At 70.3% G+C, this 21,340-nt stretch carries 27 protein-coding genes; 15 read left to right on the top strand and 12 right to left on the bottom strand.

All coding sequences use genetic code 11. The features are described from left to right. Nucleotides 1–126: 126 nt before the first annotated feature. From U2P90_RS08640 to U2P90_RS08625, 4 genes are read right to left on the bottom strand one after another with little or no spacing between them, the layout of a single operon-like run. Entirely contained in the window at nucleotides 127–1,386 is a 1,260-nt protein-coding gene (locus U2P90_RS08640; RefSeq protein ID WP_322474598.1) for an acyl-CoA thioesterase/bile acid-CoA:amino acid N-acyltransferase family protein, read from the bottom strand. Between the two features lie 57 nt (nucleotides 1,387–1,443). Continuing rightward, a complete protein-coding gene (locus U2P90_RS08635; RefSeq protein ID WP_322474597.1) occupies nucleotides 1,444–2,226 on the bottom strand; it encodes a MerR family transcriptional regulator in 783 nt (260 codons plus the stop codon). A 33-nt stretch (nucleotides 2,227–2,259) separates the two neighbouring features. Next, on the bottom strand, nucleotides 2,260–2,640 hold the full coding sequence (locus tag U2P90_RS08630) for a hypothetical protein (protein ID WP_322474596.1): 381 nt from the start codon (nucleotides 2,638–2,640) through the stop codon (nucleotides 2,260–2,262). 4 nt (nucleotides 2,641–2,644) lie between these two features. Further along, nucleotides 2,645–3,079, bottom strand: a complete 435-nt coding sequence (locus U2P90_RS08625; protein WP_322474595.1) for a GNAT family N-acetyltransferase — start codon at nucleotides 3,077–3,079, stop codon at nucleotides 2,645–2,647. A gap of 114 nt (nucleotides 3,080–3,193) precedes the next feature. Between U2P90_RS08625 and U2P90_RS08620 the strand changes: the two genes are divergently transcribed. The 3 genes from U2P90_RS08620 (at nucleotide 3,194) to U2P90_RS08610 (ending at nucleotide 5,608) form a co-directional block, all read left to right on the top strand. Beyond that, nucleotides 3,194–3,643 (top strand): SHOCT domain-containing protein, encoded by a 450-nt coding sequence (locus U2P90_RS08620; protein ID WP_322474594.1) that lies wholly within the window; start codon nucleotides 3,194–3,196, stop codon nucleotides 3,641–3,643. 115 nt (nucleotides 3,644–3,758) lie between these two features. Continuing rightward, nucleotides 3,759–4,430 carry a response regulator gene (locus tag U2P90_RS08615; RefSeq protein WP_322474593.1) on the top strand — a complete coding sequence of 224 codons (672 nt, stop codon included), beginning with the start codon at nucleotides 3,759–3,761 and terminating at the stop codon, nucleotides 4,428–4,430. Between the two features lie 2 nt (nucleotides 4,431–4,432). Then, nucleotides 4,433–5,608: a sensor histidine kinase gene (locus U2P90_RS08610; RefSeq protein WP_322474592.1), complete on the top strand. Its 1,176-nt coding sequence runs from the start codon at nucleotides 4,433–4,435 to the stop codon at nucleotides 5,606–5,608. Nucleotides 5,609–5,611: 3 nt separating this feature from the next. Here U2P90_RS08610 and U2P90_RS08605 read toward each other — a convergent pair whose 3' ends face one another. Further along, nucleotides 5,612–6,118, bottom strand: coding sequence for a MarR family winged helix-turn-helix transcriptional regulator (locus tag U2P90_RS08605; protein ID WP_322474591.1), 507 nt, complete (start codon nucleotides 6,116–6,118; stop codon nucleotides 5,612–5,614). A gap of 62 nt (nucleotides 6,119–6,180) precedes the next feature. Here U2P90_RS08605 and U2P90_RS08600 point away from each other — a divergent pair, with 62 nt between their 5' ends. Further along, complete coding sequence (locus U2P90_RS08600; protein ID WP_322474590.1) at nucleotides 6,181–7,044, top strand: EamA family transporter; 864 nt, start codon at nucleotides 6,181–6,183, stop codon at nucleotides 7,042–7,044. Here the strand turns inward: U2P90_RS08600 and soxR are convergent. Further along, nucleotides 7,037–7,477, bottom strand: coding sequence for a redox-sensitive transcriptional activator SoxR (gene soxR, locus U2P90_RS08595; RefSeq protein ID WP_322474589.1), 441 nt, complete (start codon nucleotides 7,475–7,477; stop codon nucleotides 7,037–7,039). The genes U2P90_RS08600 and soxR overlap by 8 nt on opposite strands. A 108-nt stretch (nucleotides 7,478–7,585) precedes the next feature. Between soxR and U2P90_RS08590 the strand changes: the two genes are divergently transcribed. The 8 genes from U2P90_RS08590 to U2P90_RS08555 all read left to right on the top strand — a co-directional run bounded on the left by U2P90_RS08590 (nucleotide 7,586) and on the right by U2P90_RS08555 (nucleotide 14,060). Further along, on the top strand, nucleotides 7,586–8,284 hold the full coding sequence (locus tag U2P90_RS08590) for a VOC family protein (RefSeq protein ID WP_322474588.1): 699 nt from the start codon (nucleotides 7,586–7,588) through the stop codon (nucleotides 8,282–8,284). Next, a complete protein-coding gene (locus U2P90_RS08585) occupies nucleotides 8,281–8,694 on the top strand; it encodes a VOC family protein (RefSeq protein WP_322474587.1) in 414 nt (137 codons plus the stop codon). The genes U2P90_RS08590 and U2P90_RS08585 overlap by 4 nt, the downstream gene beginning before the upstream one ends. A gap of 34 nt (nucleotides 8,695–8,728) precedes the next feature. Continuing rightward, complete coding sequence (locus U2P90_RS08580) at nucleotides 8,729–9,640, top strand: DMT family transporter (protein ID WP_322474586.1); 912 nt, start codon at nucleotides 8,729–8,731, stop codon at nucleotides 9,638–9,640. A 57-nt stretch (nucleotides 9,641–9,697) separates the two neighbouring features. Continuing rightward, complete coding sequence (locus U2P90_RS08575) at nucleotides 9,698–10,672, top strand: hypothetical protein (RefSeq protein ID WP_322474585.1); 975 nt, start codon at nucleotides 9,698–9,700, stop codon at nucleotides 10,670–10,672. 56 nt (nucleotides 10,673–10,728) lie between these two features. Next, entirely contained in the window at nucleotides 10,729–11,232 is a 504-nt protein-coding gene (locus tag U2P90_RS08570; protein ID WP_322474584.1) for a hypothetical protein, read from the top strand. Between the two features lie 74 nt (nucleotides 11,233–11,306). After that, nucleotides 11,307–12,758 carry an ATP-binding protein gene (locus U2P90_RS08565; protein ID WP_295821188.1) on the top strand — a complete coding sequence of 484 codons (1,452 nt, stop codon included), beginning with the start codon at nucleotides 11,307–11,309 and terminating at the stop codon, nucleotides 12,756–12,758. 115 nt (nucleotides 12,759–12,873) lie between these two features. Further along, nucleotides 12,874–13,398 (top strand): hypothetical protein, encoded by a 525-nt coding sequence (locus U2P90_RS08560; RefSeq protein WP_322474583.1) that lies wholly within the window; start codon nucleotides 12,874–12,876, stop codon nucleotides 13,396–13,398. Beyond that, entirely contained in the window at nucleotides 13,395–14,060 is a 666-nt protein-coding gene (locus U2P90_RS08555) for a hypothetical protein (protein WP_322474582.1), read from the top strand. Before U2P90_RS08560 ends, U2P90_RS08555 begins: the two co-directional genes overlap by 4 nt. Here the strand turns inward: U2P90_RS08555 and U2P90_RS08550 are convergent. Genes U2P90_RS08550 through U2P90_RS08535 form a run of 4 tightly spaced genes read right to left on the bottom strand, consistent with a single transcriptional unit; the run spans nucleotide 14,038 to nucleotide 16,834 of the window. Further along, nucleotides 14,038–14,622, bottom strand: a complete 585-nt coding sequence (locus U2P90_RS08550) for a PolC-type DNA polymerase III (protein WP_322474581.1) — start codon at nucleotides 14,620–14,622, stop codon at nucleotides 14,038–14,040. The two genes, U2P90_RS08555 and U2P90_RS08550, sit on opposite strands and share 23 nt — an antisense overlap. Continuing rightward, nucleotides 14,619–15,512, bottom strand: coding sequence for a UV DNA damage repair endonuclease UvsE (gene uvsE, locus U2P90_RS08545; RefSeq protein ID WP_295821180.1), 894 nt, complete (start codon nucleotides 15,510–15,512; stop codon nucleotides 14,619–14,621). The genes U2P90_RS08550 and uvsE overlap by 4 nt, the downstream gene beginning before the upstream one ends. Beyond that, nucleotides 15,509–15,688, bottom strand: coding sequence for a DUF2256 domain-containing protein (locus U2P90_RS08540; protein WP_322474580.1), 180 nt, complete (start codon nucleotides 15,686–15,688; stop codon nucleotides 15,509–15,511). Before U2P90_RS08540 ends, uvsE begins: the two co-directional genes overlap by 4 nt. 57 nt (nucleotides 15,689–15,745) lie before the next feature. Then, nucleotides 15,746–16,834, bottom strand: a complete 1,089-nt coding sequence (locus tag U2P90_RS08535; protein ID WP_322474579.1) for a 3-deoxy-7-phosphoheptulonate synthase — start codon at nucleotides 16,832–16,834, stop codon at nucleotides 15,746–15,748. A 300-nt stretch (nucleotides 16,835–17,134) separates the two neighbouring features. On the opposite strand from U2P90_RS08535, the gene U2P90_RS08530 reads away from it, so the two are divergent. After that, a complete protein-coding gene (locus U2P90_RS08530) occupies nucleotides 17,135–17,833 on the top strand; it encodes a hypothetical protein (protein ID WP_322474578.1) in 699 nt (232 codons plus the stop codon). 64 nt (nucleotides 17,834–17,897) lie between these two features. On the opposite strand, the gene U2P90_RS08525 is transcribed toward U2P90_RS08530, so the two are convergent. After that, complete coding sequence (locus U2P90_RS08525) at nucleotides 17,898–18,566, bottom strand: response regulator transcription factor (RefSeq protein WP_295821175.1); 669 nt, start codon at nucleotides 18,564–18,566, stop codon at nucleotides 17,898–17,900. Between the two features lie 210 nt (nucleotides 18,567–18,776). Continuing rightward, a complete protein-coding gene (locus U2P90_RS08520) occupies nucleotides 18,777–19,082 on the bottom strand; it encodes a hypothetical protein (protein ID WP_322474577.1) in 306 nt (101 codons plus the stop codon). A gap of 59 nt (nucleotides 19,083–19,141) precedes the next feature. Between U2P90_RS08520 and U2P90_RS08515 the strand changes: the two genes are divergently transcribed. Beyond that, entirely contained in the window at nucleotides 19,142–20,113 is a 972-nt protein-coding gene (locus U2P90_RS08515) for an alpha/beta fold hydrolase (protein ID WP_322474576.1), read from the top strand. Nucleotides 20,114–20,201: 88 nt separating this feature from the next. Then, nucleotides 20,202–21,242, top strand: coding sequence for a sugar phosphate nucleotidyltransferase (locus tag U2P90_RS08510; RefSeq protein ID WP_322474575.1), 1,041 nt, complete (start codon nucleotides 20,202–20,204; stop codon nucleotides 21,240–21,242). The last annotated feature ends 98 nt before the right edge of the window (nucleotides 21,243–21,340 follow it).

Genomic DNA, 21,340 nt, shown 5'->3' with positions numbered 1-21,340 from the left:
AGGGGACGGTCAGGGCAGAGCTGATCATGACACTGGATCGGCTGACTACATGACGGATCGGTGGTGTGAGCAGGCGTCCCGGCAGATCCGCGACCGGGCACAGCTCTCCTCCGGTCGGTGTGCGGGTCACCCCTCTTCCAGCCACACGCTGCCCAGCACGTCCAGCGTCCGCTCCCAGGCACGGAACTGGAGCCGCGCATTGGCCTCGTCCGTGCCGCCCAGCGCTGTCCAGGGGGTACGGATGAAGGTGGGGAACCCCGGCACGCTGAGGGCATGCCCTGCCCGGGGATCGGTGAGGTGCTCCGTCAGCCGCCCGGCCACGTCGCGCCGCTGCTGCGCGACCATGCTCAGCTCATGGGCGTTCCAGACCTGATCGTCGCCGCCGCTGACCAGCAGCACCGGGCCACGGATGCGCTCGGTGGGGATAGTCGCCGCCGCCACGGTGCCCGGATCGGCCCCGTGGAGGGCGTCCTGATGGGCGGGTGTCAGGCGGATCGGAGGCGGCCCGGCAAAGACGGCCCCCCAGTCCACGCGGTAGGGCAGGTAGGGAAGCGGCTGACCGCCCAGCGACCATGAGGACTTGGGCTGACCGGGCGGGTGCGAGCCCACGCGGTCGATGCCCTCGAAGACCAGGCCGGACGGGGCGAACGCCGCCACCGCACCCACCTCGTCCGGGTAGGTCGCCCCCAGCAGCAGTGCCGCCTCGGCTCCTTTCGAGGCCCCCGTGATGCCGATGCGTCGCCCGGCCGCCTCCGGGCAGGATCGCAGGAATGAGATGGCCCGGTGGAAGTATTCGAGCGGCAGGTTGATCAGCGACGGCGGCAGGCCGGGCACCCCGAAGTACGCGACGCTGAGCACCAGAAAGCCCTCGCTGGCCAGCAGTGCGCCCACTGCCGGAGACAGCCCCCCTTCCGAGCCGCCGAGCTGGAGCGCCGCGCCGCGCAGGGGCACCTCGGCGGGCGGGCAGAACAGCGTGCCGTGCAGACCACTCTGCCGCACGTCCACGGACTCCAGACCGGGCCGACGGGTCTGCCGAAACGTCCGGCCTTCTTCCAGCAGCCGGCCCCCCTGCCACAGCTGCACGGCGACCTCGTAGCCGTCCGGCGGGGTCTCGAAAATGGCTGGGATCAGGTCTGTCCGGGGACGCAGACTCCACAGCAGGCCGCGCGGATCGGTGCCCGCGTAGCTGCCCGACAGCGGGGCGTGCCGGGCTACATCCACCACGCCCGATGCCTCCGGCTGAAATACGGCCTGAGAGCGCCAGCGCTCGCCGTGCCGGTCGGTCGTCTGCGCGTCGATTGTGACGGGAGCGTGGGGATTCAGGCCCGTGGCCTGGAGCGTCCAGGGGGCGGTCACGAGGGCAGGCGGCGGCAGAAACAGGGGCATGGGTCACCTCTCCCGGCGGCGAACCGGGGTCTGGAAATGGTCGGAGGGTTGGTGTGGTCAGCCCAGCAGCAGGCCGAGTTCCATACCGGCCCGGTGCCCACGGGTGAACGAGCCATGCATTGAATGGCCTGCCGCCCCGACGGCAGCGTGCAGAGCGGCAAACGTCAGGTTGTAGGTCGTCCAGTCGCCGGTATGGATGGTGGACGCCACCGGAGTGACGGGCAGGTGCAGCAGCCGGATCGGGGCGGGCACGGACTGCGGCCCGGCGACCGGCAGGCAGACCTCGACCTGGAGCGGCCCCCCGAGGTACTCGCCCGCGTGGTAGAGACCGAAGTCCTGTCCCGCAACCTCGCCCACAGGCACCAGCGCCCGCAGCCGGGCCACGGCCGAGGTGTACATCCCGTCGAACCCGGCGGCCGATGCACTGTTCGGCAGACTCAGGACGTGCTGGGCGGGCCACGTGGCGTAGTCCACCACCACCTCTGGCAGGGCTCGGTGGCCGTCGATGAGGTCGCCCACACGCCGCAGCAGCTGACGCTGCACCTGAAAGCGGTCATAAAGCCGCTGTTCGTGTCGGGCCAGCAGAGAGGCCGCGTGAACCTTCCCGGCACCCATGACCTCCGCGAGGTCGTCCAGGGGCACCTCCAGCTGCCGCAGCGCCGCGATCTGCTGCCCGGCAGCGACCTGAGATGCCGAGTAATAGCGGTACCCGCTGTCCGGATCGACGTGCGCCGGGAGCAGCAGCCCAGTCTGGGCATAGAAACGCAGGGCGGACACGCTCAGCCCGACCTGCCGGGCAAATTGCCCGATCGAGAGCAGGGGCTCAGGCGGCGCGTTCATGCCCGCAGTGTGAAGTCTCAGGCCACCTGAGAGTCAAGGGGATTCAGCGCGTTGATGGGGCACCACGAACCCCAGCCGCGCCGCGTCACTGTCCAGCACGTCCGGCGCATAGAACCGCTCCAGCAGCATCACATCGAACAGATCGGCGTTACGCACCTCGAACGTCTCCCAGTCCTCCGATCTGTCCAGGCGTTCCAGCACCAGCAGCATCCACGCCACGGTTCGGGTCTCGTGGTACTTGCCTTGCAGGCCCATGCGTTCGGCCAGGGCCAGCAGGCCAAGGCGGAACTCGACCAGGGCCTCCAGCACGGGCAGGTCACGCAGCAATGTCCACGCGACGTACAGGTGCGCCGGGTGGCTGAAGCGGCCATAGCGGGCGGTGGCCTGTGTGAAGGCGCGTTTGAAGGCGGTCATGGCGTCAGTCTGCCGGAAGGACGAGCCACATCTCGGTGCTGGAGGACTGGAATCCCAGCGCCGCGTACAGACCACGCGCCATATCGCTGGTGCCCAGGTGGACGCGAGTGATGCCCCGGTCACGGGCGGCGTCCAGGCAGGCGGTCACGAGTCTGCGGGCGTGTCCGTGGCGTCGCCAGTCCGGGTGCGTCCAGACGTTCACGATCCGGCCCCGCCACGGCTGCGGGTCGCCCCGGCTCGGCCCCCACTCCAGCACGGTCAGGCCCGCCCCGGCGATGACGTCGGTGCCGTGTTCCACGACATATCCCACGTACCGCCCGTCCTCAAGGGCGCCCGCGACCCAGGCCGCGTACACCGGACGTTCCTCCGCATCCGTCTCGTCCGGGTAGCGGTGAAGGGCGATGTGGTCGGCATCGGCAGGGGTCACGGGGCGGATCACCGGCCCAGTGTGTCATTCACACGGCGTTCACACGCGCTCCCCCCGCGCTTCACGGGCGTGGATCTAAGGTCTGTTCCAGGCAGGGAAGTCCCCTGCGACCGACACAAGGAGTGAATGAACATGGACGTCATCATCAACAACCCGCCCGCTGCCCAGTTACCTGCCCAGGTCTACGGCCAGGTGCAGACCATGCCCTACGGCTACGGCCCCATGCCCCAGTACCGCGACCACCACGGCCCCGGCTTCCTGCTGCCGCTGCTGCTGATCGGCGGTTTCCTGTTCTTCAAGCGTGGCCGCCATCTGCGCCGGCGCTGGGCAGCAGACGGCCCGGACACCCGTTCGGAGATGGCCGCCGAGATGCGCGAGAAGTTCCGGCGCGGGCGCGACCGCTTTGTGAACGCCACCGCCGGGCAGGACAGCGCCCTGCACATCGCCCGCGAACGTTACGCGAAGGGCGAGATCAACGCCGACGAATACGAGGCCCTGCGCCGCACCCTGGAGGGCCAGCCGCGCCCGGATCGGCCCAGCCAGCAGCCCGCCCAGGACGGCGACCTGAAGCTGTGAGGGACTGAGGATCGAAGGGTCTAAAGGTCGAACAGCCGGACGCGATCGGTTGGGCCTCCACTGTTCGACCCTTAGACTTTGAGACCGTCAGACCCTCTGACCCACAGGAGCCCCCATGAGCACCATCCTGATCGTGGAAGACGAACCCCGGCTGGCCGACATCCTGGAGGTGTACCTGCGCCGGGAGGGATTCCACACCGAGCGGGCCGCAGACGGGCGGCGGGCGCTGGAGCTGTGGCGCGCCGCCCGCCCGGCCCTGATCCTGCTGGATCTCATGCTGCCGGAACTGGACGGGCTGGAGGTGGCGCGGCGCGTGCGGGCCGAGTCCGGCGTGCCGATCATCATGCTGACCGCGCGGGACGAGGAGATCGACCGGCTGCTGGGCCTGGGCATCGGGGCCGACGACTACGTGGTCAAGCCGTACTCGCCGCGTGAGGTGGTGGCGCGCGTGAAGGCCGTGCTGCGCCGCGCGGGGGGCGGGCAGGAGGGCACGGGGGCGCTGCATGCCGGGCCGCTGGTGGTGGACACGGCGGCCTTCACGGTGACCCTGCGCGGCGCGGCGCTGGACGTGACGGTGGCCGAGGTGCGGCTGCTGGCGCTGCTGGCCCGCGAACCGGGGGTGGTGCGGTCACGGGCAGAACTCCTGGCGGCGCTGGGCAGTCTGGAGCGCGGCACCGACGAGCGCACCGTGGACGCCCACGTGAAGAACCTGCGCCGCAAGTTCGGCGACGACGCGGCGCTGCTGGACACCGTGCGCGGCGTGGGCTACGGCCTGCGGGTGGCGTGAGGATGCACCGTGACCACAGGCGCGCAGAGCACCGGGCCCTGATCCAGCACCTGGGGCACGGGCCGGGCCACCGGCGCGCCCGCCGCCGCTGGGGCCTGCGCTCGCGGCTGGGCCGGGCCTTCGCCCTGACCGCGCTGCTGGCGGTGATCCTGACCACCGGCATGACCGTGGGCACGACCATGCGCGTGCTCGAACAGTTCCGGCCCGAGACCTCCGTAACCCTCACGGCGGCCGACTGGGACACGCTGGTGCAGCAGGCGGGGCGAACGATCATGGGAGGCGCGATCCGGGCGGCGCTGGTCAGCACCCTGCTCTCGACCGTGGTGGCGGCGTTCGTGACCCGGCAGCTCACGCGCCCGCTGCTGCGGCTGGCCGATGGCGCGGGCCGGCTCCAGGCCGGCGAGCGGGGCGTGACCCTGCCGGTGCCCCCCCGGAACGACGAACTGCGGGCGCTGACCCTGGCCTTCAACGACCTGACGGTGAGCCTGGAACGGCAGGAGGCGTGGCGGCGCGGCCTGGTCGCGGACATCGCACACGACCTGAGAACGCCGCTGTCGGTCATGCGTTCGGAGATCGAGGCCATGCAGGACGGTATCCAGCCCGCCGACGACGCGGCCCTGGCGCGGCTGCACGGCGAGGTGCTGCTGCTGGCCCGTCTGGTCACGGACCTGCGTGTGCTGTCCCTGGCCGAGGGCGGAGCGCTGAGTCTGGACGTCCAGCCGGTACACGTGGGGATCATGCTGCACGCCCTTGCAGACACGTATGCCCGCCGGGCGGGTGAGGCGGGCGTGACGCTGACCGTCCAGACGGCCCCGGATCTGACCGTGCTGGCCGACGCCGACCGGCTGCGGCAGACCCTCCAGAACCTGCTGGACAACGCGCTGAGGTACGCCGCGCCTGGGGCGGTCGAGCTGAGTGCCCGGGCGGCGGGCGACCACGCGGCACTGACCATCCGCGACCACGGCCCCGGCTTCGCGCCGGATGCGCTGTCCCGCGCCTTCGAGCGCTTCTACCGCGCCGACGCCAGCCGCACGCGCGATCCGCAGGGCCGGGCGAGCAGTGGGCTGGGCCTCGCCATTGCCCGCGCGCTGACCGAGGCACAGGGCGGCACGCTGGAGGCCCGCAACCACCCGCAGGGCGGCGCAGAATTCACGGTCACGCTGCCCGTTCCGACATAGCGGTCAGACCAGCCCGTTCGTCTCGGCGTGGTCGATGAGCCGTCGCAGCAACGTCTCAAGCTGCGTGATCTCGGCGGGGCTCAGCGCGGCCAGCAGGCTCTGCTCGAAGGCCAGATGCTCCGGCAGGTGCGACCGCACCAGGGCGCGGCCGGCGTCGGTCAGGGCGATGCGCCACGAGCGGCGGTCGTCCGGGTCGAGGGTGCGTGTCAGCAGGCCACGGGCCTCCAGCCGGTCGGTACTCCCGGTCACGGTGGCCGGTGACACAGCCAGCAGCGCGGCGATCTCGCTGGCAGACAGGCCCTCGGGCGGCGCCGAGCGGTACAGCGTGAACAGCAGGTCACGCGTGGCCGAGGTCAGGTCGGCGCGGGCCGCCGTGCTGCGAACCGCGTCGCCCAGCAGGGACTGGGCGCGCGCCAGGGTGATGAAGGTGAGCATGGGCGCGGTGGCCATGTCCGGCTCGCGAACCTGCCAGTCGTGCCGGATCCGGTCGAGGAGGGCGAGGGTGGACATGCCGGAAGTGTACTGAACCGCCTCCTTGGCATCCAAATATTTTAGTAGTAAAGTTTTTATCAATGAAGCGGATTTCCCCCCTGACGCTGGCCGCCCTGGCACCGCTGAGCTGGGGCACGAGTTACCTCGTGCTGGGGCAGCTGCACCCGCTGGGGCCGGTCACGGTCGCCACGCTGCGGGCGCTGCTGGCTGGAGTGTTGCTGCTGGCCGTGGTGCGTCAGCTGCCGCGCGGCGCGTGGTGGTGGAAGAGTGCGCTGCTGGGTGGCCTGAACTTCGGACTGTTCTTCGCCATGCTGTTTGTCAGCGCCAGCCGGCTCAGCGGAGGCGTGGCGGCCACGCTGGGCGCCGTGGGGCCGCTGCTGATCATCGCGTTCAATCTGCTGGCCCTGCACCGCCGGCCCAGCCGGCACACGCTGGGAGCCGCCCTGCTGGGGCTGGCGGGCGTGGCCCTGCTGGTGCTGGGGCCGGCGGCCCGGCTGGACACGTGGGGCGTGGTCGCCGGTCTGGTCAGCGTCGTGGCGGCGTCCGGCGGCTACTTGCTGAGCAGCGCGTATGGCACGCCGCCCGGCACATCCATGCTGGCCGTGACCGCGTGGCAGCTCACGTGGGGCGGCATGATGCTAGTACCCGTCGCGCTGCTGGCAGAGGGCGTCCCGGCCCTGCCAGCCGGTTTCCAGTGGCCGCTGCTGGCCTACATGGTGGTCATCACGACTGCCCTGGCCTACGCGCTGTGGTTCCGGGGCATCCAGCATTCGTCGCCTGTGCAGGTCTCGCTCCTGACCCGCTTGAGCCCGGCGACCGCCATCGTGATCGATCTGCTGCTGGGCCACACCCTGAGCGCCGTGCAGTGGAGCGGGCTCGCCCTGATCGCCCTGAGTTTCCTGCCGGAACGCCCCACCCGGCCGACCGGCGTGGCGGTCAGCTGAGGCGGTTGCCGCCGGGATGCTCCTGCCCGTAGCCGTCGCCGGGGTTGTAGAGCGCACACGTCGACAGCGACAGGCACCCACAGCGGATACAGCCGCTCAGATCGTCACGCAGCCGCGTCAGGGCGGCGATCCGCTCGTCGAGCTGGGCGTGCCAGCGGGCCGACAGCGCCGCCCAGTCGGCCGGGGTGGGGGTGCGCCCGTCCGGCAGCGTGTCCAGCGCGGCGCGGATATCGGCCAGTGGCACCCCGATGCGCGCGGCCGCGCGGATGAACGCCAGCCGTCGCAGCGTCTCGCGGGCGTAGCGGCGCTGGTTGCCGCCGGTGCGCGTGCTGCGGATCAGTCCCTCCTTCTCGTAGTAGTGCAGCGTGGGCACGCTCAGGCCGCTGCGGGCGGCGACCTCGGCAGGAGTCAGGGAGGCAGCAGGGCCGGGCACTTGACCTCAAGTGTACTTGAGGTTCTACGGTGGGGGCATGACCCTGCCCAGCCTCCGATCGGCCCGTCGCCCGTGACCGCCGGCCCCTCTCCCCCACCCGGAGTCCCCATGCACCTCGACCATCTCACCCTGTACGCCCCGGATCTGAACGCCCAGCGCGACTTCTATGCCGGAACCCTCGGCCTGGAGGTCGCCCTGCACACCCCGGAGCGGCTGACGATCCGCGCCGGATCGAGCCGGCTCACCTTCCGGCACGACCCGGCGCACACGGCGGTCTCGCATCTCGCGTTCGACATTCCCCGCACGCTGGTGGACGACGCCCAGGCATGGCTGGAGGCCCGCCTCCCCCTGCTGCCAGATGCAGACGGACACACGCGCTTCGGGCCGAACGACCGCTGGAACACGACGAACGTGTACTTCGCCGACCCGGCCGGGAACATCGTGGAGTTCATCGCCCGCCACGACTGCCCGCATGACCACGTCGGGCCGTTCGCCGCCTCGCACGTCCTGCACCTCAGCGAATACGGACTGGTCGTGGACAGCGTGCCGCACGCCGTGCGCTGGCTGGGCGAGACGCACGGGCTGTTCCCCTTCAACGGCCAGAGCAGCACCTTTACCGCCGTCGGGGATCACGACGGCATGCTGATCGTGGTGCCCGCCGGTCGTGGCTGGATGCCGACCGGAGAGCCGGCGGTGGCGGCACCCTTTGAACTGGTGTGGAACGGGAACCGCGTCCTGGGGTCGCGGGACGTCGCAGAGATGAACCGTTCCACCCCGCACGCGGGCCAGAGCCGGAGGGTGCCATGAGCCTCCTCCCAGACGGCCTGAACCCGGCCATGCCGATCCGGATCGCCCGGCCATCTCTCGACCTGCGCGCGGCAGAAACCTTCTACACCGCTGGCCTGGGCCTCAGTGTGCTGTGGCGCAGCTCCGATGACTCGTTTGCCCACCTGCTGATGCTGGGGCTGCCCGGTGCCGCGTGGCACCTGGAACTGACGCGACCCAGAGCACATCCGGTTCAGCCGACACCGACCCCAGAAGACCTGCTGGTGCTCTACGTGGGACACCCCCCGGATTCCGCGCTGGTCGCCCGCCTGGAAGCGCACGGCGGAATGCGGGTGCCGGCCATCAACCCGTACTGGGACACCTGGGGCGTGACCATCACCGACCCGGACGGCTACCGGCTGGTGCTGTGCCAGCGAACCTGGACGGCCTGAAGCACCCTCCGGGCGACGTGCTCTAGCCTGCCGTGTGACCCGCCTGAAACCGCTGCTGCTGTCGGCCGCGCCTCTGCTGTTCGTGGTGCTGTGGAGTACCGGATTCATCGGCACCAAGGGCGCGGCGCTGAATGCCGACCCCTTCGCATTCCTGACCGTGCGCTTCGTGGTTGCGGCCGGACTCATGGCCGCGCTGACCGTGGCGCTGCGTGCCCCGTGGCCCACGCGGGCGCAGGCGGGCCGGGCCGGGATCACGGGCGTGCTGCTCCACGCCGGCTATCTGGGTGGCGTGACCACCGCGATCTGGCTGGGCCTGCCCGCCGGCATCACCAGCGTGGTCGTCGGAGTACAGCCCCTGCTGACCGGCCTGCTGTCGTGGCCCGTGCTGGGCGAGCGCGTCACGGGGCGGCAGTGGTGGGGACTGGCCCTGGGCTTCGCGGGCGTGCTGCTGGTCGTCGAGGGGCGCGTGGGCGCGGGCGGCACCGTGAGCACCGGAGCACTGGTGGCGGCGCTGGTCGCCCTGGCCTGCACCACCGCCGGCACCCTGTACCAGCGCCGGGTGGGGGCCGACATGCCGCTGCTGGGCGGCACCACCGTGCAGTACGTGGCGAGCGCCGCTGCCGTGGGGGCGGTGCTGCTGGCGCGTGGGGGCGGGACGATCCACTGGAACACCGAATTCGTCGTGTCGCTGACGTGGCTGGTGCTGGTGCTGTCGGTCGGCGCGATCATGCTGCTGATGACCCTGATCCGCGACCTCCCTGCCGCCCGCGTGGGCAGCCTGTTCTATCTGGTGCCGCCGCTGGCCGTGCTGGAGACGTGGCTGCTGTACGGCGAGCGCCTGAGCGCGTGGTCGCTGGCAGGGCTGGCCCTGTGCGTGGCGGGGGTGGCGCTGGCAAGCCTGCCGGATCGGGAACGCCCGGTGCCCTCCGCTGGAGCCGACTCCTGACCAGGGCAGCGCTCAGATGAGGCAACGCGCCAGCCACGCAGCCCCTACGCTGCACGGATGCGTCCCCTTCAACGTGCGGTCACCGTATGTGCAGCCCTTGCCCTGAGCGTCCCTGGTGCTGCGTTCGCCCAGACCGTAGCACCGGCTCCCACGGTCATGGCCGGCCTCAGCAGCGCCGAGCGCGATCTGCTGCTGGCCGCCGCCGGCCTGACGGGTGCCGAGCAGTTCCAGCCGGGTGTGCTCGCGTCCGGACTGCCCTTCGTGGTGCCGGCCTTCACGGGCCGGACGGTCGTGGGCTCGATGCTCCAGCCGAACATGACCATCGTCGTGGTGCGGACGTCCCTGATGCCCGAGGTCGCGCAGAACGTGGCCCTGGGTACCCTGAAGAAAGCCGGCTGGCTGGATCAGTACCCGACATCCGCCACCTCACGCGAGGTCTTTCAGAACACGGATCTGTCGGGACAGGTCTACGTGTCACTGTGCCGACCCGGCGTCACCGGACAGCTCAATGTGACCTCAGTCCCCTGGGGCCGGGGCGCGGCCCAGGTCACGTACCGCCTCAACCAGTTCTCTGGCATGGACAGTGCGTGCCCTGCCAATCAGGACTGGAATGACCCGAAGCAGGCGAACTATTACTCTCCAGAGCGCACGGCCACATACCGCGACCCCCTGCAAGACCTGCTGGACAAGGGCCTGAAGCTGCCCAGCCTGGCAGCCCCAGCTGGTGCACAGCTGGAGAACAGCGGCAGTTCGTACTCGGAATCCGAGTATTCGACGTATTCCAAGGTCTACACCACGCAGACCGCCGCCCAGATCCTGGCACACTACACGGCCGCGCTCCGGGCACAGGGATGGGTGCAGACGGCAGTCACGCCCCTGAACACCGAGCAGATCGTGCGCTTCCGGTACCGGCAGGGCACGGTTGAGCGCGAGGGCATGCTGGCGCTGATGCCACGCCCGGAACTCGGCCGCTCCCGAGATGGCCGGACGCAGAACCGCTACGACGTGAAGCTGGAATTGCGACTGAAGTAGCAGGCGACCCGTTGGCCAGAGGTGCACACCGGTTGCAACTGTGCCACCATGCCCCCATGAACACCCTGAACGGACGCATCGGCGGGATCACCCAGGGCTACGACGTGCACGCGGACTGGAACGGCGAGCGGCTCTCCGGGCGCATCGGTGGACGCTTCGAGGGTAAGGACATCCACCTGACCCTGCGGGCTGGCGACGTGGATGGCCGCATCGGCGGGACGTTCGCCGGCTTCGATGCCGACGGCGACGTGACCCCGGAGCGCGTGGACGTGCGCCTGGGCGGGCGCATCGACGGCGACGACGTGCGCCTGACCATCCAGGGCGGGCAGGTCGAGGGCCGCTTCTCGGGCCGGATCGACGGCAAGGACGTGAACCTCAGGGTGGACGCGGGGCGCCTGCACGGCCGCATTGGCGGCGTGGTCGAGGGCAAGGACGTGAACCTGGAGCTGGGCGGCGTGCCGGTGGAAGTGGCGGCCCTGGCGGCCGTGTGCGCGTACAAGGCGCTGGAGGACGAGCAGGCCAGCAGCAGCGCCGCCGCGTCGAGCAGCACGACGGGCTGAGCGGGAGGCTTCGCCCGGATTCCGCCACCACCCGCACATTCCCCCGTCCGGGTGCGTGGTACGTTCCGCCCAAGATGACAGTGATTGCAAGGGCCAGAACGCTCGGTGAACTTCTCGACACGCCCGCGTACGCCGGGCGCAAACCCTTCGACGGTCAGATCCGGCTCGTGCAGGACGAGGTGCGCGAGAACCTGACCCGCAAGCTCAGGGCCGGCGAAAACCTCTTCCCCGGCGTGGTCGGTTACGACGACACGGTGATCCCCCAGCTGGTGAACGCGCTGCTGGCGCGGCAGAACTTCATCCTGCTGGGGCTGCGCGGGCAGGCCAAGAGCCGCATTCTGCGGGCGATCACGGGCCTGCTGGACGACCACGTGCCCGTGATCGACGGCGTGGACATGCCGGATGATCCCCTGAACCCGGTCGGCTCCGAGGGCCAGCACCTGCTGGAGGTGCATGGCATGGAACTGCCCATCCGCTGGCTCCCGCGCGCCGACCGATACGTGGAGAAACTGGCCACGCCCGACGTGACGGTGGCCGACCTGATCGGGGACGTCGATCCCATCAAGGCGGCGCGGCTGGGCACCAGCCTGGGCGACACGCGCAGCATGCACTTCGGGCTGCTGCCGCGTGCCAACCGTGGCATCTTCGCGGTGAACGAGCTGGCCGACCTCGCGCCCAAGGTGCAGGTCGCGCTGTTCAACATCCTTCAGGAAGGCGACGTGCAGATCAAGGGCTACCCCATCCGCCTGGAGCTGGACGTCATGCTGGTCTTCTCGGCCAACCCCGAGGACTACACGGCGCGCGGCAAGATCGTCACGCCGCTCAAGGACCGCATCGGCAGCGAGATCCGCACCCACTACCCCACCGACGTGAAACTCGGCATGGACATCACCGCGCAGGAGTCGGTGCGGGCCGAGCACGTGGCCGTGCCGCCGTTCATCGCCGAGCTGATCGAGGAGATCGCCTTCCAGGCCCGCGAGGACGGCCGCGTGGACAAGATGAGCGGCGTGTCCCAGCGTCTGCCGATCTCGCTGCTGGAGGTCGCCGCCGCGAATGCCGAACGCCGTGCCCTGGTCGGGGACGGCGAGGCCGTGGTGCGCGTCAGCGACGTGTACGCCGGGCTGCCCGCCATCACCGGCAAGATGGAGCTGGAGTACGAGGGCGAGCTGAAAGGCGCGGACAGCGTGGCCAAGGACGTGATCCGCAAGGCCGCCGGGGCCGTGTACGGCCGCCTGCTGGGCAGCGCGGACACCAAGGAACTCGAGAAGTGGTTCGAGAACGGCAACGTCTTCCGCTTCCCCCAGTCCGGACAGGCCGGCGCGGCCATGAAGGCCACGAAGGAGGTGCCGGGCCTGACCGAGCTGTCGGCCGAACTGGCTGCCAGCCAGAGTGACGACGTGCGCGTCTCGGCCGCCGAGTTCATCCTGGAGGGCCTGTACGGCCGCAAGAAGCTGTCCCGCGCCGAGGAGCTGTACGCCGCTCCCGAGCCCGAGACGCGCCAGCAGCGCGGCGGCCGCTGGAACTGACCGCTCCCTGCCCAGCCCCCGGTTCCTCCAGATGAAGGAACCGGGGGTGTCTCATGATCCGGGCCGTGAGTGCTTTCATTCATCCACGCGGTCTGCCAGCCGTTACCCTGCAGACATGAAACGAGTGACGTTCCTGCTGGCACTGCTGTCGGTGGCAGGTGCGGCGCCGGCCCCCGCCGCGTCACCGTTCATCCTGGACAGCCGCTGGACGCTGGAATTCCGGGAAGCCGGCACGGGCCGCAGCGTCGGGCGCGTGGCATTCACCGTCGTGAGCACCGAGCACACGCCCGATCTCGTGACCGGGTTCGGTCTGGTGGAGGGCGGCGCGGCGTACAGCGTGGTGGCCGCGATGGATCGCCGGGACGGCACGCTCTCGGTGACCGACCTCACCCCAGGCGGCCCGGCCGCCCGTGACGTGCGGGTGTGCGCCTTCGGTGCCGAACGGCCTCCGGCACGCAGCGGCCTGACTGTGACGGTTCCGATGGCCAGGTGGTCCCAGACGCTCACGACCCTGAACCAGAAGCTCGCCGTCCTGCGCCGCACCCGTCCGGGGCTCTCGAACCAGGCACAGCTCCGTGCGGCGGCCGGGATCACGGCCGGGGGCGCAATCTGCACGGTGCGCCGTGCCCCAATGCAATGACGAACCTGCCCGCGCCGCTGGCCGGGCTGGCCGCGTACCACGCCCCCCTCTCGACGCTGCAGCGCGAGCAGGGCGGGGCCGTCACGCTGCTCACGCCCGGCGTGAATGTGCTGGCCCTGAACGCGACCTTCCTGCCCCCGGATCCGTCGGAGGTGGATCTGGAGGCGGTGCGCGACTGGCACGAGGGACAGGGCGTGCCGGTGCTGGTCGCGTCCACGGGCACCGTGCCGGGGGCACACGAGGTCCGGCGCGTCCGGGTGGGCACCTTCGCGCCGCCAGACCACGACGGGTCAGAGACCGGGGTGGTCGCCGAGCAGGTCTCGCGGCTGCACCTCCCGGCGTGGGCACAGGTGGTGGCACGGGCGCACGGCACGCCGGAGTGGGCCCCGGCCCTGGCCCGTCATCTGGCAGCGCGGCTGGAAGGTGACCGGGACGCCGCGCTGCTGATGGCCTACCGGCAGGGCGAACCCGTGGGAGCGCTGCTGTGGCGGGCAGTGTCAGACGGCGGCGCAGCCCACCTGTGGGGCACGCTCGACGACCGGGCGACCGCGCCGCTCATGACGGCGGCGGCGGCCCTGGGCGCGGCCCTGCTCGTCTCCGACGCCGGGCGGACGGTGGCCCTGCACGGCGTGCAGGACATCATCTACTCGCGACTGGACTGACCTCGCGGCGCTGGAGGAGCTCCAGCAACCGCACGTAGGCCTGCGCCGTGACCTGCACGTCTCCGAAGGAACGGTGACGGCCTCCCGGCGCGAAGTTCAGCCCCAGGCGGTCGGCCAGCACCGTCAGGTTGTGGGCACGCTCCTTCGGGAACGCCCGGCGCGACAGCACAACCGTGCAGTGCTCGGCGGCAGGCTGCCACATCAGGCCCAGTCGGGCGGCGTTGGCCCGCATGAAGCCGCCGTCGAACCCGATGTTGTGCGCCACGACCGCCGACCCACCCACGAAGTCCAGGAACTCCGGCAGCACCTGGTCGATGGTCGGCGCGTGGCGAACCATCTCGTTGCTGATGCCGTGGACGCGCTCGGCGTGCCAGGGAATCAGCATGGGGTCGCCGGCGGCCGTGGTCGGGCGTACCAGGGTCTCGTACCGCTGCGTCTCATCGATCCGGCCATCCACGACGCGCAGCGCACCGATCTCGACAATGCCATCGCGCTCAGGCGACAGGCCCGTGGTTTCCAGATCGAACACGACGACATCCACAGCCACAGCGTAGCGCGTCACACCGGGGCGGTCAGTGCGGCGATCGCCTCCTCCTTGCCCTTCGCCTCGACCTCGATCCACGGGACGTCGGCGTAGGCGCTGGGCACGGCGGCGACGAGAAAGCTGTGGCGGCGATCCTGTGGGCCGTCGATGCCGTTGCTCAGGTGAACGACCTGCCACTCCGGCGGCGTCCAGGTGGCGCGGGCCGCCAGCACCCACTGCCGCACACTGGGATGCTCCTGATCTGGCAAAGCGTCATGGACGACGTGGTGGTGGGCATCAAAGACCAGGGGTACGCCCGCCTGCTCGCACACCGGCAGCAGGTCGGCGGGGCCGTACGCCCGCTCGTCGTTCTCCAGCGCCAGGCGCAGACGCACGCCGTCCGGCAGATCCGGGATGACGGCCGCCAGCTCGGCCCCGCGCCCGCCCTTGCCGCCGTGCAGCAGCAGCAGGTTCCACGGGCTGCGTTCCAGGCCCAGGCCGTCCATCACACGGGCGTGGGCGACCATGGCCTGCACGCTGCGCTCCCGCACGCCGGGGCTGTCCGAATTCAGCACGATGAACTGATCGGGGTGCATCAGCACGCGGATCCCGGCGTCCAGGAAACCCTGCCCTGCCGCCCGGAGTTCCGGTGCCAGGGCGTCCAGGACGGCCGCGCCCGTGTCGTCGCCCTGCAGATCGAGCATGGGGAACAGTGCCGAACTCAGGCGGTACATGCCGATGCCCCGTCCCGCGCAGTAGCCGGCCGCCGCCCCGGTGCGGGCGATGTTGTGCGCGTAGATGCTATGCAGAGCGGCCTCCCGCGCGGACGGGTCGAGCTGTTCGTACCGCGTGCGGGTGATGGTGCGGAAGCGCAGTTCCGGCCCGACGGTCATGCAGACGAGCCCCCACGCGGGCGCGGCGGCGGTCATGACGCGGCCTTCTTCGCCGCCGCCCGGCAGCGGTCGGAGCAGTATTTGACGTGCTCCCAGTCGCGTTCCCACTTCTTGCGCCACGTGAAGGGCAGGCCACACACCGGGCAGACCTTGCTGGGACGCTCACCGGGAGGGCGCCCGCCTCCGAAAGTCCGTCCGTTCCGTGCCGCCATCCGTGCAGTCTGCCGAACCCACCGCTCTCCGGAGTGTGGGATCGGCTTAACCTGCCTTCAGTTCTGAACGGCCTCGCGCCCCAGTGCCGCGTGGGCCTCCAGCAGCAGCGCCTCGGTCTCGTCCCAGCCCACGCAGGCGTCGGTGACACTCACGCCGGGCACGAGCTGCGACAGGTCGGCAGGGATGGCCTGCTTGCCGCCGCGCAGGTGGCTCTCGACCATCAGGCCCTTGATGGCCCGCTGGCCGGCGGCCCGCTGGTGCAGCACGTCGCGCCAGACCAGGCCCTGGCGGGTGTGGTCGCTACCGCTGTTGGCGTGCGAGCAGTCCACCATCACGGCCGGGGTCAGGCCAGCGGCGGTCATCAGGTCGGCGGCCTCCTGCACGAACTGCGGAGCATAGTTCGGGCCGCCCCGCCCGCCGCGCAGGATCACGTGTCCATCCGGATTGCCCAGGGTGTGGACGATGCACGCCTGACCGTCGTCGTCGACCGTGAAGAAGGCGTGCGGGGCGCGGGCCGCCACGATGGCGTCCACGGCCAGCTTGATCCCGCCGCCGGTGCCGTTCTTGAAGCCCATCGGAGCCGACACCGCGCTTGCCATGACGCGGTGGGTCTGGGACTCGGTCGTGCGGGCCCCCAGGCACGCCCACGCCACGGCATCGAACAGGTACTGCGGTGCGAAGGGATCGAGGAGTTCCGTGGCGACCGGCAGGCCCAGTTCGCTCACCTCGATCATGAGCCGGCGGGTCAGCTCCAGCCCCTTGTTGATGTCGTTCGCGCCGGTCATGTCGGGGTCGAGCAGGTAACCCCGCCAGCCGACGGTGGTGCGGGGTTTATCGACGTACACGCGCATCTGGACTTCCAGGGTGTCCTTCACGCGCTCGCGCAGGCCGGCCAGCCGGTGGGCGTACTCGATAGCCTGCGCGTGGTCGTGGATGGAACACGGGCCGACCACGACCAGCAGCCGGTCGTCGCGGCCGTGCAGGATGTCCTGCGCCGCGCGGCGGCCCGCCAGGACGGTGCGCTCGGCAGCGGCCGTCAGGGGGTGGAGGGCCTTGAGGGCACGCGGCGTGATCAGGGGGGTGAACCCCGACACGTTGAGGTTCTCGGTGCGGCCAGCCTGGATGATCGGATCGGGGTGGGTCATGGGAGGAACTCCTGTGCCGGGACGGCGGAAAGGAACGCGCCCGGTGGCCTTGAAGGGCTCACCGGGCGGTGGTGTCGAGGACAGCGCGACGTCAGGCCCGGTGGAACCGGAACCAATAAAAGAACGCGCTGGAACACTGCATGACTGCATGGTAGGCGCGTCCCCTGTCGGTACGTGGGGGCGGTCTAGGGCATTGGCCGGAATGACGGCGGTTCAGCGGGAGAACGAGAGGTCGCCCAGGTCTTCCCCTGCCGTGTCCGGGCGGAACGTTTGCCCCGCCTGGCACGTACTACAGAAGTGATGAAACGCCCCCTGACCGTCACCCTGACGACCCTGGCCCTGCTGGGCGGAGTGGCCGACGCCGCCCGGCGCAGTGGCGGCAGCTTCGGCGGCAGCCGCAGCACGTCCCGCAGCAGCACGTACTCGGCACCCCGCGTGACCGTGCCGCGCAATACGGCGCCCCGGCCGACCACACCCATCCCCAGCCGCTCGACCAGTACCGCCCAGCGCAGCGCCGCCCTGCCGAGCGCAGCCAGCGTGCGCTCCAGCCCCGCGAACCGCGCGGCGGCGGCGGCCGTCACGCCCTCGCAGGTCAGTGCGTGGCGCAGTGCGCGTCTGCCCGCCGGGGTGCCGCGCACGGCCCTGACGTATTCGGCCACGCGCAGCAGCGCCTACCCGCACCAGCTCCAGAACGGGCGGTACTACCCGTATCCGCAGAGCTACTACCGCAGCAAGGGCATCGGCAGCAACCTGTTCCGCTTCGCCGTGCTCTATCTCGCGGTCGATGCCATCGCGGACGCGGTGTCGCCAGATGTGGTGCAGACGGTCTCGCCCACGACCACCGGGACGGGCAACCTGAGCGATGTGCCCGCCGACACCGGCAGCTCCGTCACTGCCCCTGCTGGGCCGAACGTCTGGGGCTACGCGGGCGTGGGCCTGCTCGCGGCGGGCTCAGCGTGGTTCATGTTCGGGCGGAAGCGCAACACGCGCCGCCGGTAGAGTCAGAGACGCACGGAAACCGGCCGCCTGCATCAGTCAGGCGGCCAGTATCCCTGTTCGGGGGTCAGGGCGTCTTCAGGGCGTAGCCGATCCCACGCACCGTGCGGATGATCCCGTAGCCGTCGAGGTCGCGGAGCTTGGCCCGCATGTTGGCCATGTGAACGTCCACAACGTTGCTGTTGCTGGGCAGTTCGCCGTTCCAGACCTCGCGCTCGATCTCCTGGCGCGAATACACGCGGCCCGGCTGGCGGGCCAGGAAGGTCAGCAGATCGAATTCCTTCGGCGACAGCCGCACCTCGTGGCCGTTGTAGTGGCACAGCCGCTTCTGCGGATGGATCTCCAGCGCCCCGATCGAGATGACCTCGCCGTGCTGCTGGTGCCGGAGCTGCACCTTCACGCGGGCAACGAGTTCCTCGGGATGGAAGGGCTTGGTCATGTAGTCGTCCGCGCCCGCCTCCAGCAGGTTGACCTTGCGGTCGACCGCGTCCATGGCCGTCAGGATGATGATCGGCACGCTGCTGGTCTTGCGCAGGCGCCGGGCAATCTCCGCGCCGTCCAGATCCGGCAGGCCGAGATCGAGAATCACCAGATCCGGGGTGCTTTCACGGGCGGCCGTGAGACCGGTGACACCGTCCGGCGCGCTCAGGACGTTGTAGCCGGCCTGTTCCAGTTCATACTGGACGACCCGGGTGATGTCGGGATTGTCCTCGATCAGTAGGATTCTCTGCTCCATAAGTGCCCGTGTTTCTCCTTTGGGGCAGCATCCGAAGGCCCTTCCACACACCAGGACTGGTGACATCCTGATCCGCTTCCCTTCACCCCGTGACGCACCATCAGTTTTGCCAATCGTAGGGGCCACGTCGGGAGCGCAGTCCCAGCCGTGATTTAGGCTCTCTTAACAGCCGCAGTGCCGGCCTGACGAGGAAATCAGCTGTGCCGCCGGTCATTCATGACGGTTCCTGGCGTCCCTGCCGGGCACGGAGATGGAATCCACCTGTACGCCGTGGCGCAGCAGGATGGTCTTCAGGCGCTGCATGGCGTCCACGGCCACCTGGCGGTGTTCGGGCTGGAACACGACGGTCAGGCGGGCGGCAGATCCGGTGCGGGGTTCCTGGGCCTGGATCTGGAGCGGCCGGCCGAACGCGGCGTCGTGCATCACGTCGTTCAGGATGCGGGCGAACCCCAGGTCGTCCACACCGTCCAGCGTGAATGCGATGCCCTGAGGAGCGCTGGAATCGGGACTGGACATGGCGGCAGGGTAGCGTGCCCGCCCGGCGTCCAGCGCAGGACACTCCCTAGAATGGCCGCATGACCCCGGACGCTCCAGACCGTGACCACACCACCCCCCCACCGGACACAGACCTGGACACCGTGCTGCCGCTGGACGCCGACGTACACCACGAGCACCTGAACGGGGCCGACCTGTATTTCGAGGTGTCCGGCGACGACCATGGCGACGCCCCGGTCGTCTTCCTGCACGGTGGGCCGGGCTACAACGCCTACTCGTTCCAGGCGATGGTCGCCGAGCGCATGCCGCGCCGCACGGTGTACCTCGACCAGCGCGGCGCCGGCCGCAGCGGGCCGCTGTCCGAGACCGAGCAGGGCGAGGACACCCTGGATCTGGACACGCTGGTCGAGGACATCGAGGCGCTGCGCGAGTTCCTCGGTGCCGAACGGATCGTGCCACTGGGGCACGGCTTCGGCGCACTGGTGGCGCTGGAGTATGCTCGGCGCCACCCCACCCGGACCGAGCGGGTGATCGCCGTGAACCCCTGGGTGCATTTCCCGGAACTCGCCCTGACGCTGCTGTCCGAGGCCAGCGCCCGGCGCGGTGTGGCGCTGGACGATCCGGCGGCCAACCTGCGGGCGCAGACCCCGGACGGCCAGCATCCCCAGGTGGGAGCGGCCCGGATCGAGCAGGCCTTCGCGCTGCTGAACGCCCGGGATCTGCTGAACGCCCTGCACTTCAAGGACGCCGCCAGCCGCATGCGCCTGGAGTTCCTCGACGCCGAGGGCCAGCTCGTCGGCGGCGGCGAGGTGCAGCAGGCGCTGGTGAACCAGGGGCTGTGGGAGTTCGAGTATGCGCCCTTCCTGACCGAGCTGCGCCGGCCGGTGTACGTGATCGCGGGGGCCCACGACCGCAGTTCCTACCCGGAGCAGGTGCAGTACGTGGCAGATCTCGCCGACGGCGACGTGACGGTGCTGGACGCCGGCCACTACCCGTGGCTGGACGCCGAGGACGACTTCATGGACGCGCTGGAGGACGCGCTGCGCCGGTGATGCCGGAAGGTGGTTTTGGTGCCGAGGTCGTGGCGGACATTCCGCCCGTGCGGCCCTCATGCTGGGCAGCTATAGTGCGACCGATTTCATGAATGGTCTGATTCTCGCCGCCGGACGTGGCAGCCGCCTGCTGCCCGTCAGTGCCACGCGCCCCAAGCACGCGGTGCCGGTGGCCGGTGTGCCCATCATCGCCCGTGCGGTGGCGGCGCTGCGGCAGGCCGGTGTGGAGCGCATCGGGGTGGTCGTCAGTCCGGCCAGCGAGCAGGATCTGCGCGACGCGACGCAGCACCTGGGACCGGTGCACTTCATCCAGCAGCGCGAGGCCCTGGGCACCGGACACGCCGTCCTGGCGGCGCGCGAGTTCCTGGCCGACCGGCCCACGCTGCTGTACCTGGGCGACAACCTCTTCCAGGACAGCCTGCTGCCCCTGCGAACCGCGCTGGAGGACGGTGCGGACGCCGTGGTCGGGGTCAAGCGCGTGCCGAATCCACAGGCCTACGGCGTGGCGGTGGTCGAGCATGGCCGCCTGCTCCGCGTGGTCGAGAAGCCGCTGCACCCCGAGAGCGATCTGGCCGCGTGCGGTGTGTTCGCATTTCATCCGGATCTGCTGGACGACGTGGCCGCCCTGCTGCCCAGCACGCGGGGCGAACTGGAGTTCCCGCAGGCGATCATGGCCCTGGTGGCGCGCGGGGGTACCGTGCGGGCCGTGGAATTCGGGGGGTTCTGGAGCGACGCCGGCGCCCCGGCCGACCTGCTGGTCGCCAACACGTACTTCCTGGGCCAGCTCACGGGCCGGGTAGAGGGCCGCGTCCTGAGCAGCGATCTGCGCGGTCTGGTGGTGGTCGAACCTGGCGCGAGCGTGCAGGACAGCGACCTGACCGGCCCGCTGTGGATCGGGCCCCATGCCAGCATCCGGGGCTCCACGCTGGGGCCGAACGTCAGCGTCGGGGCCCATGCCCGGATCCACGGTGCCACCGTCACGGACAGCCTGATCGACGACTTCGCCCGGATCCTGCACCCGGAGCGGCCGCTCACGCGGGCGATCGTCGGGCGGCACGCGACGGTCACCGCGCCGGGCGTGGGCGACCTGCATCTGGTGATCGGAGACCGCAGCATCGCGCAGCAGTGAGCGGCGGCGGGCTGTGGGGCCAGTGGGATCCGGCGACGCGCCACTGACAGCGGTGTTCAGTACTGATGCCCCTCCCTTCCACGTCCAACCGCTGCTGT

It is taken from the genome of Deinococcus sp. AB2017081, assembly GCF_034440735.1.
Lineage (GTDB): Bacteria > Deinococcota > Deinococci > Deinococcales > Deinococcaceae > Deinococcus > Deinococcus rufus.
The sequence above is the reverse complement of the archived record's forward strand: the minus strand, read 5'-3'. Positions and strand labels throughout refer to the sequence as shown.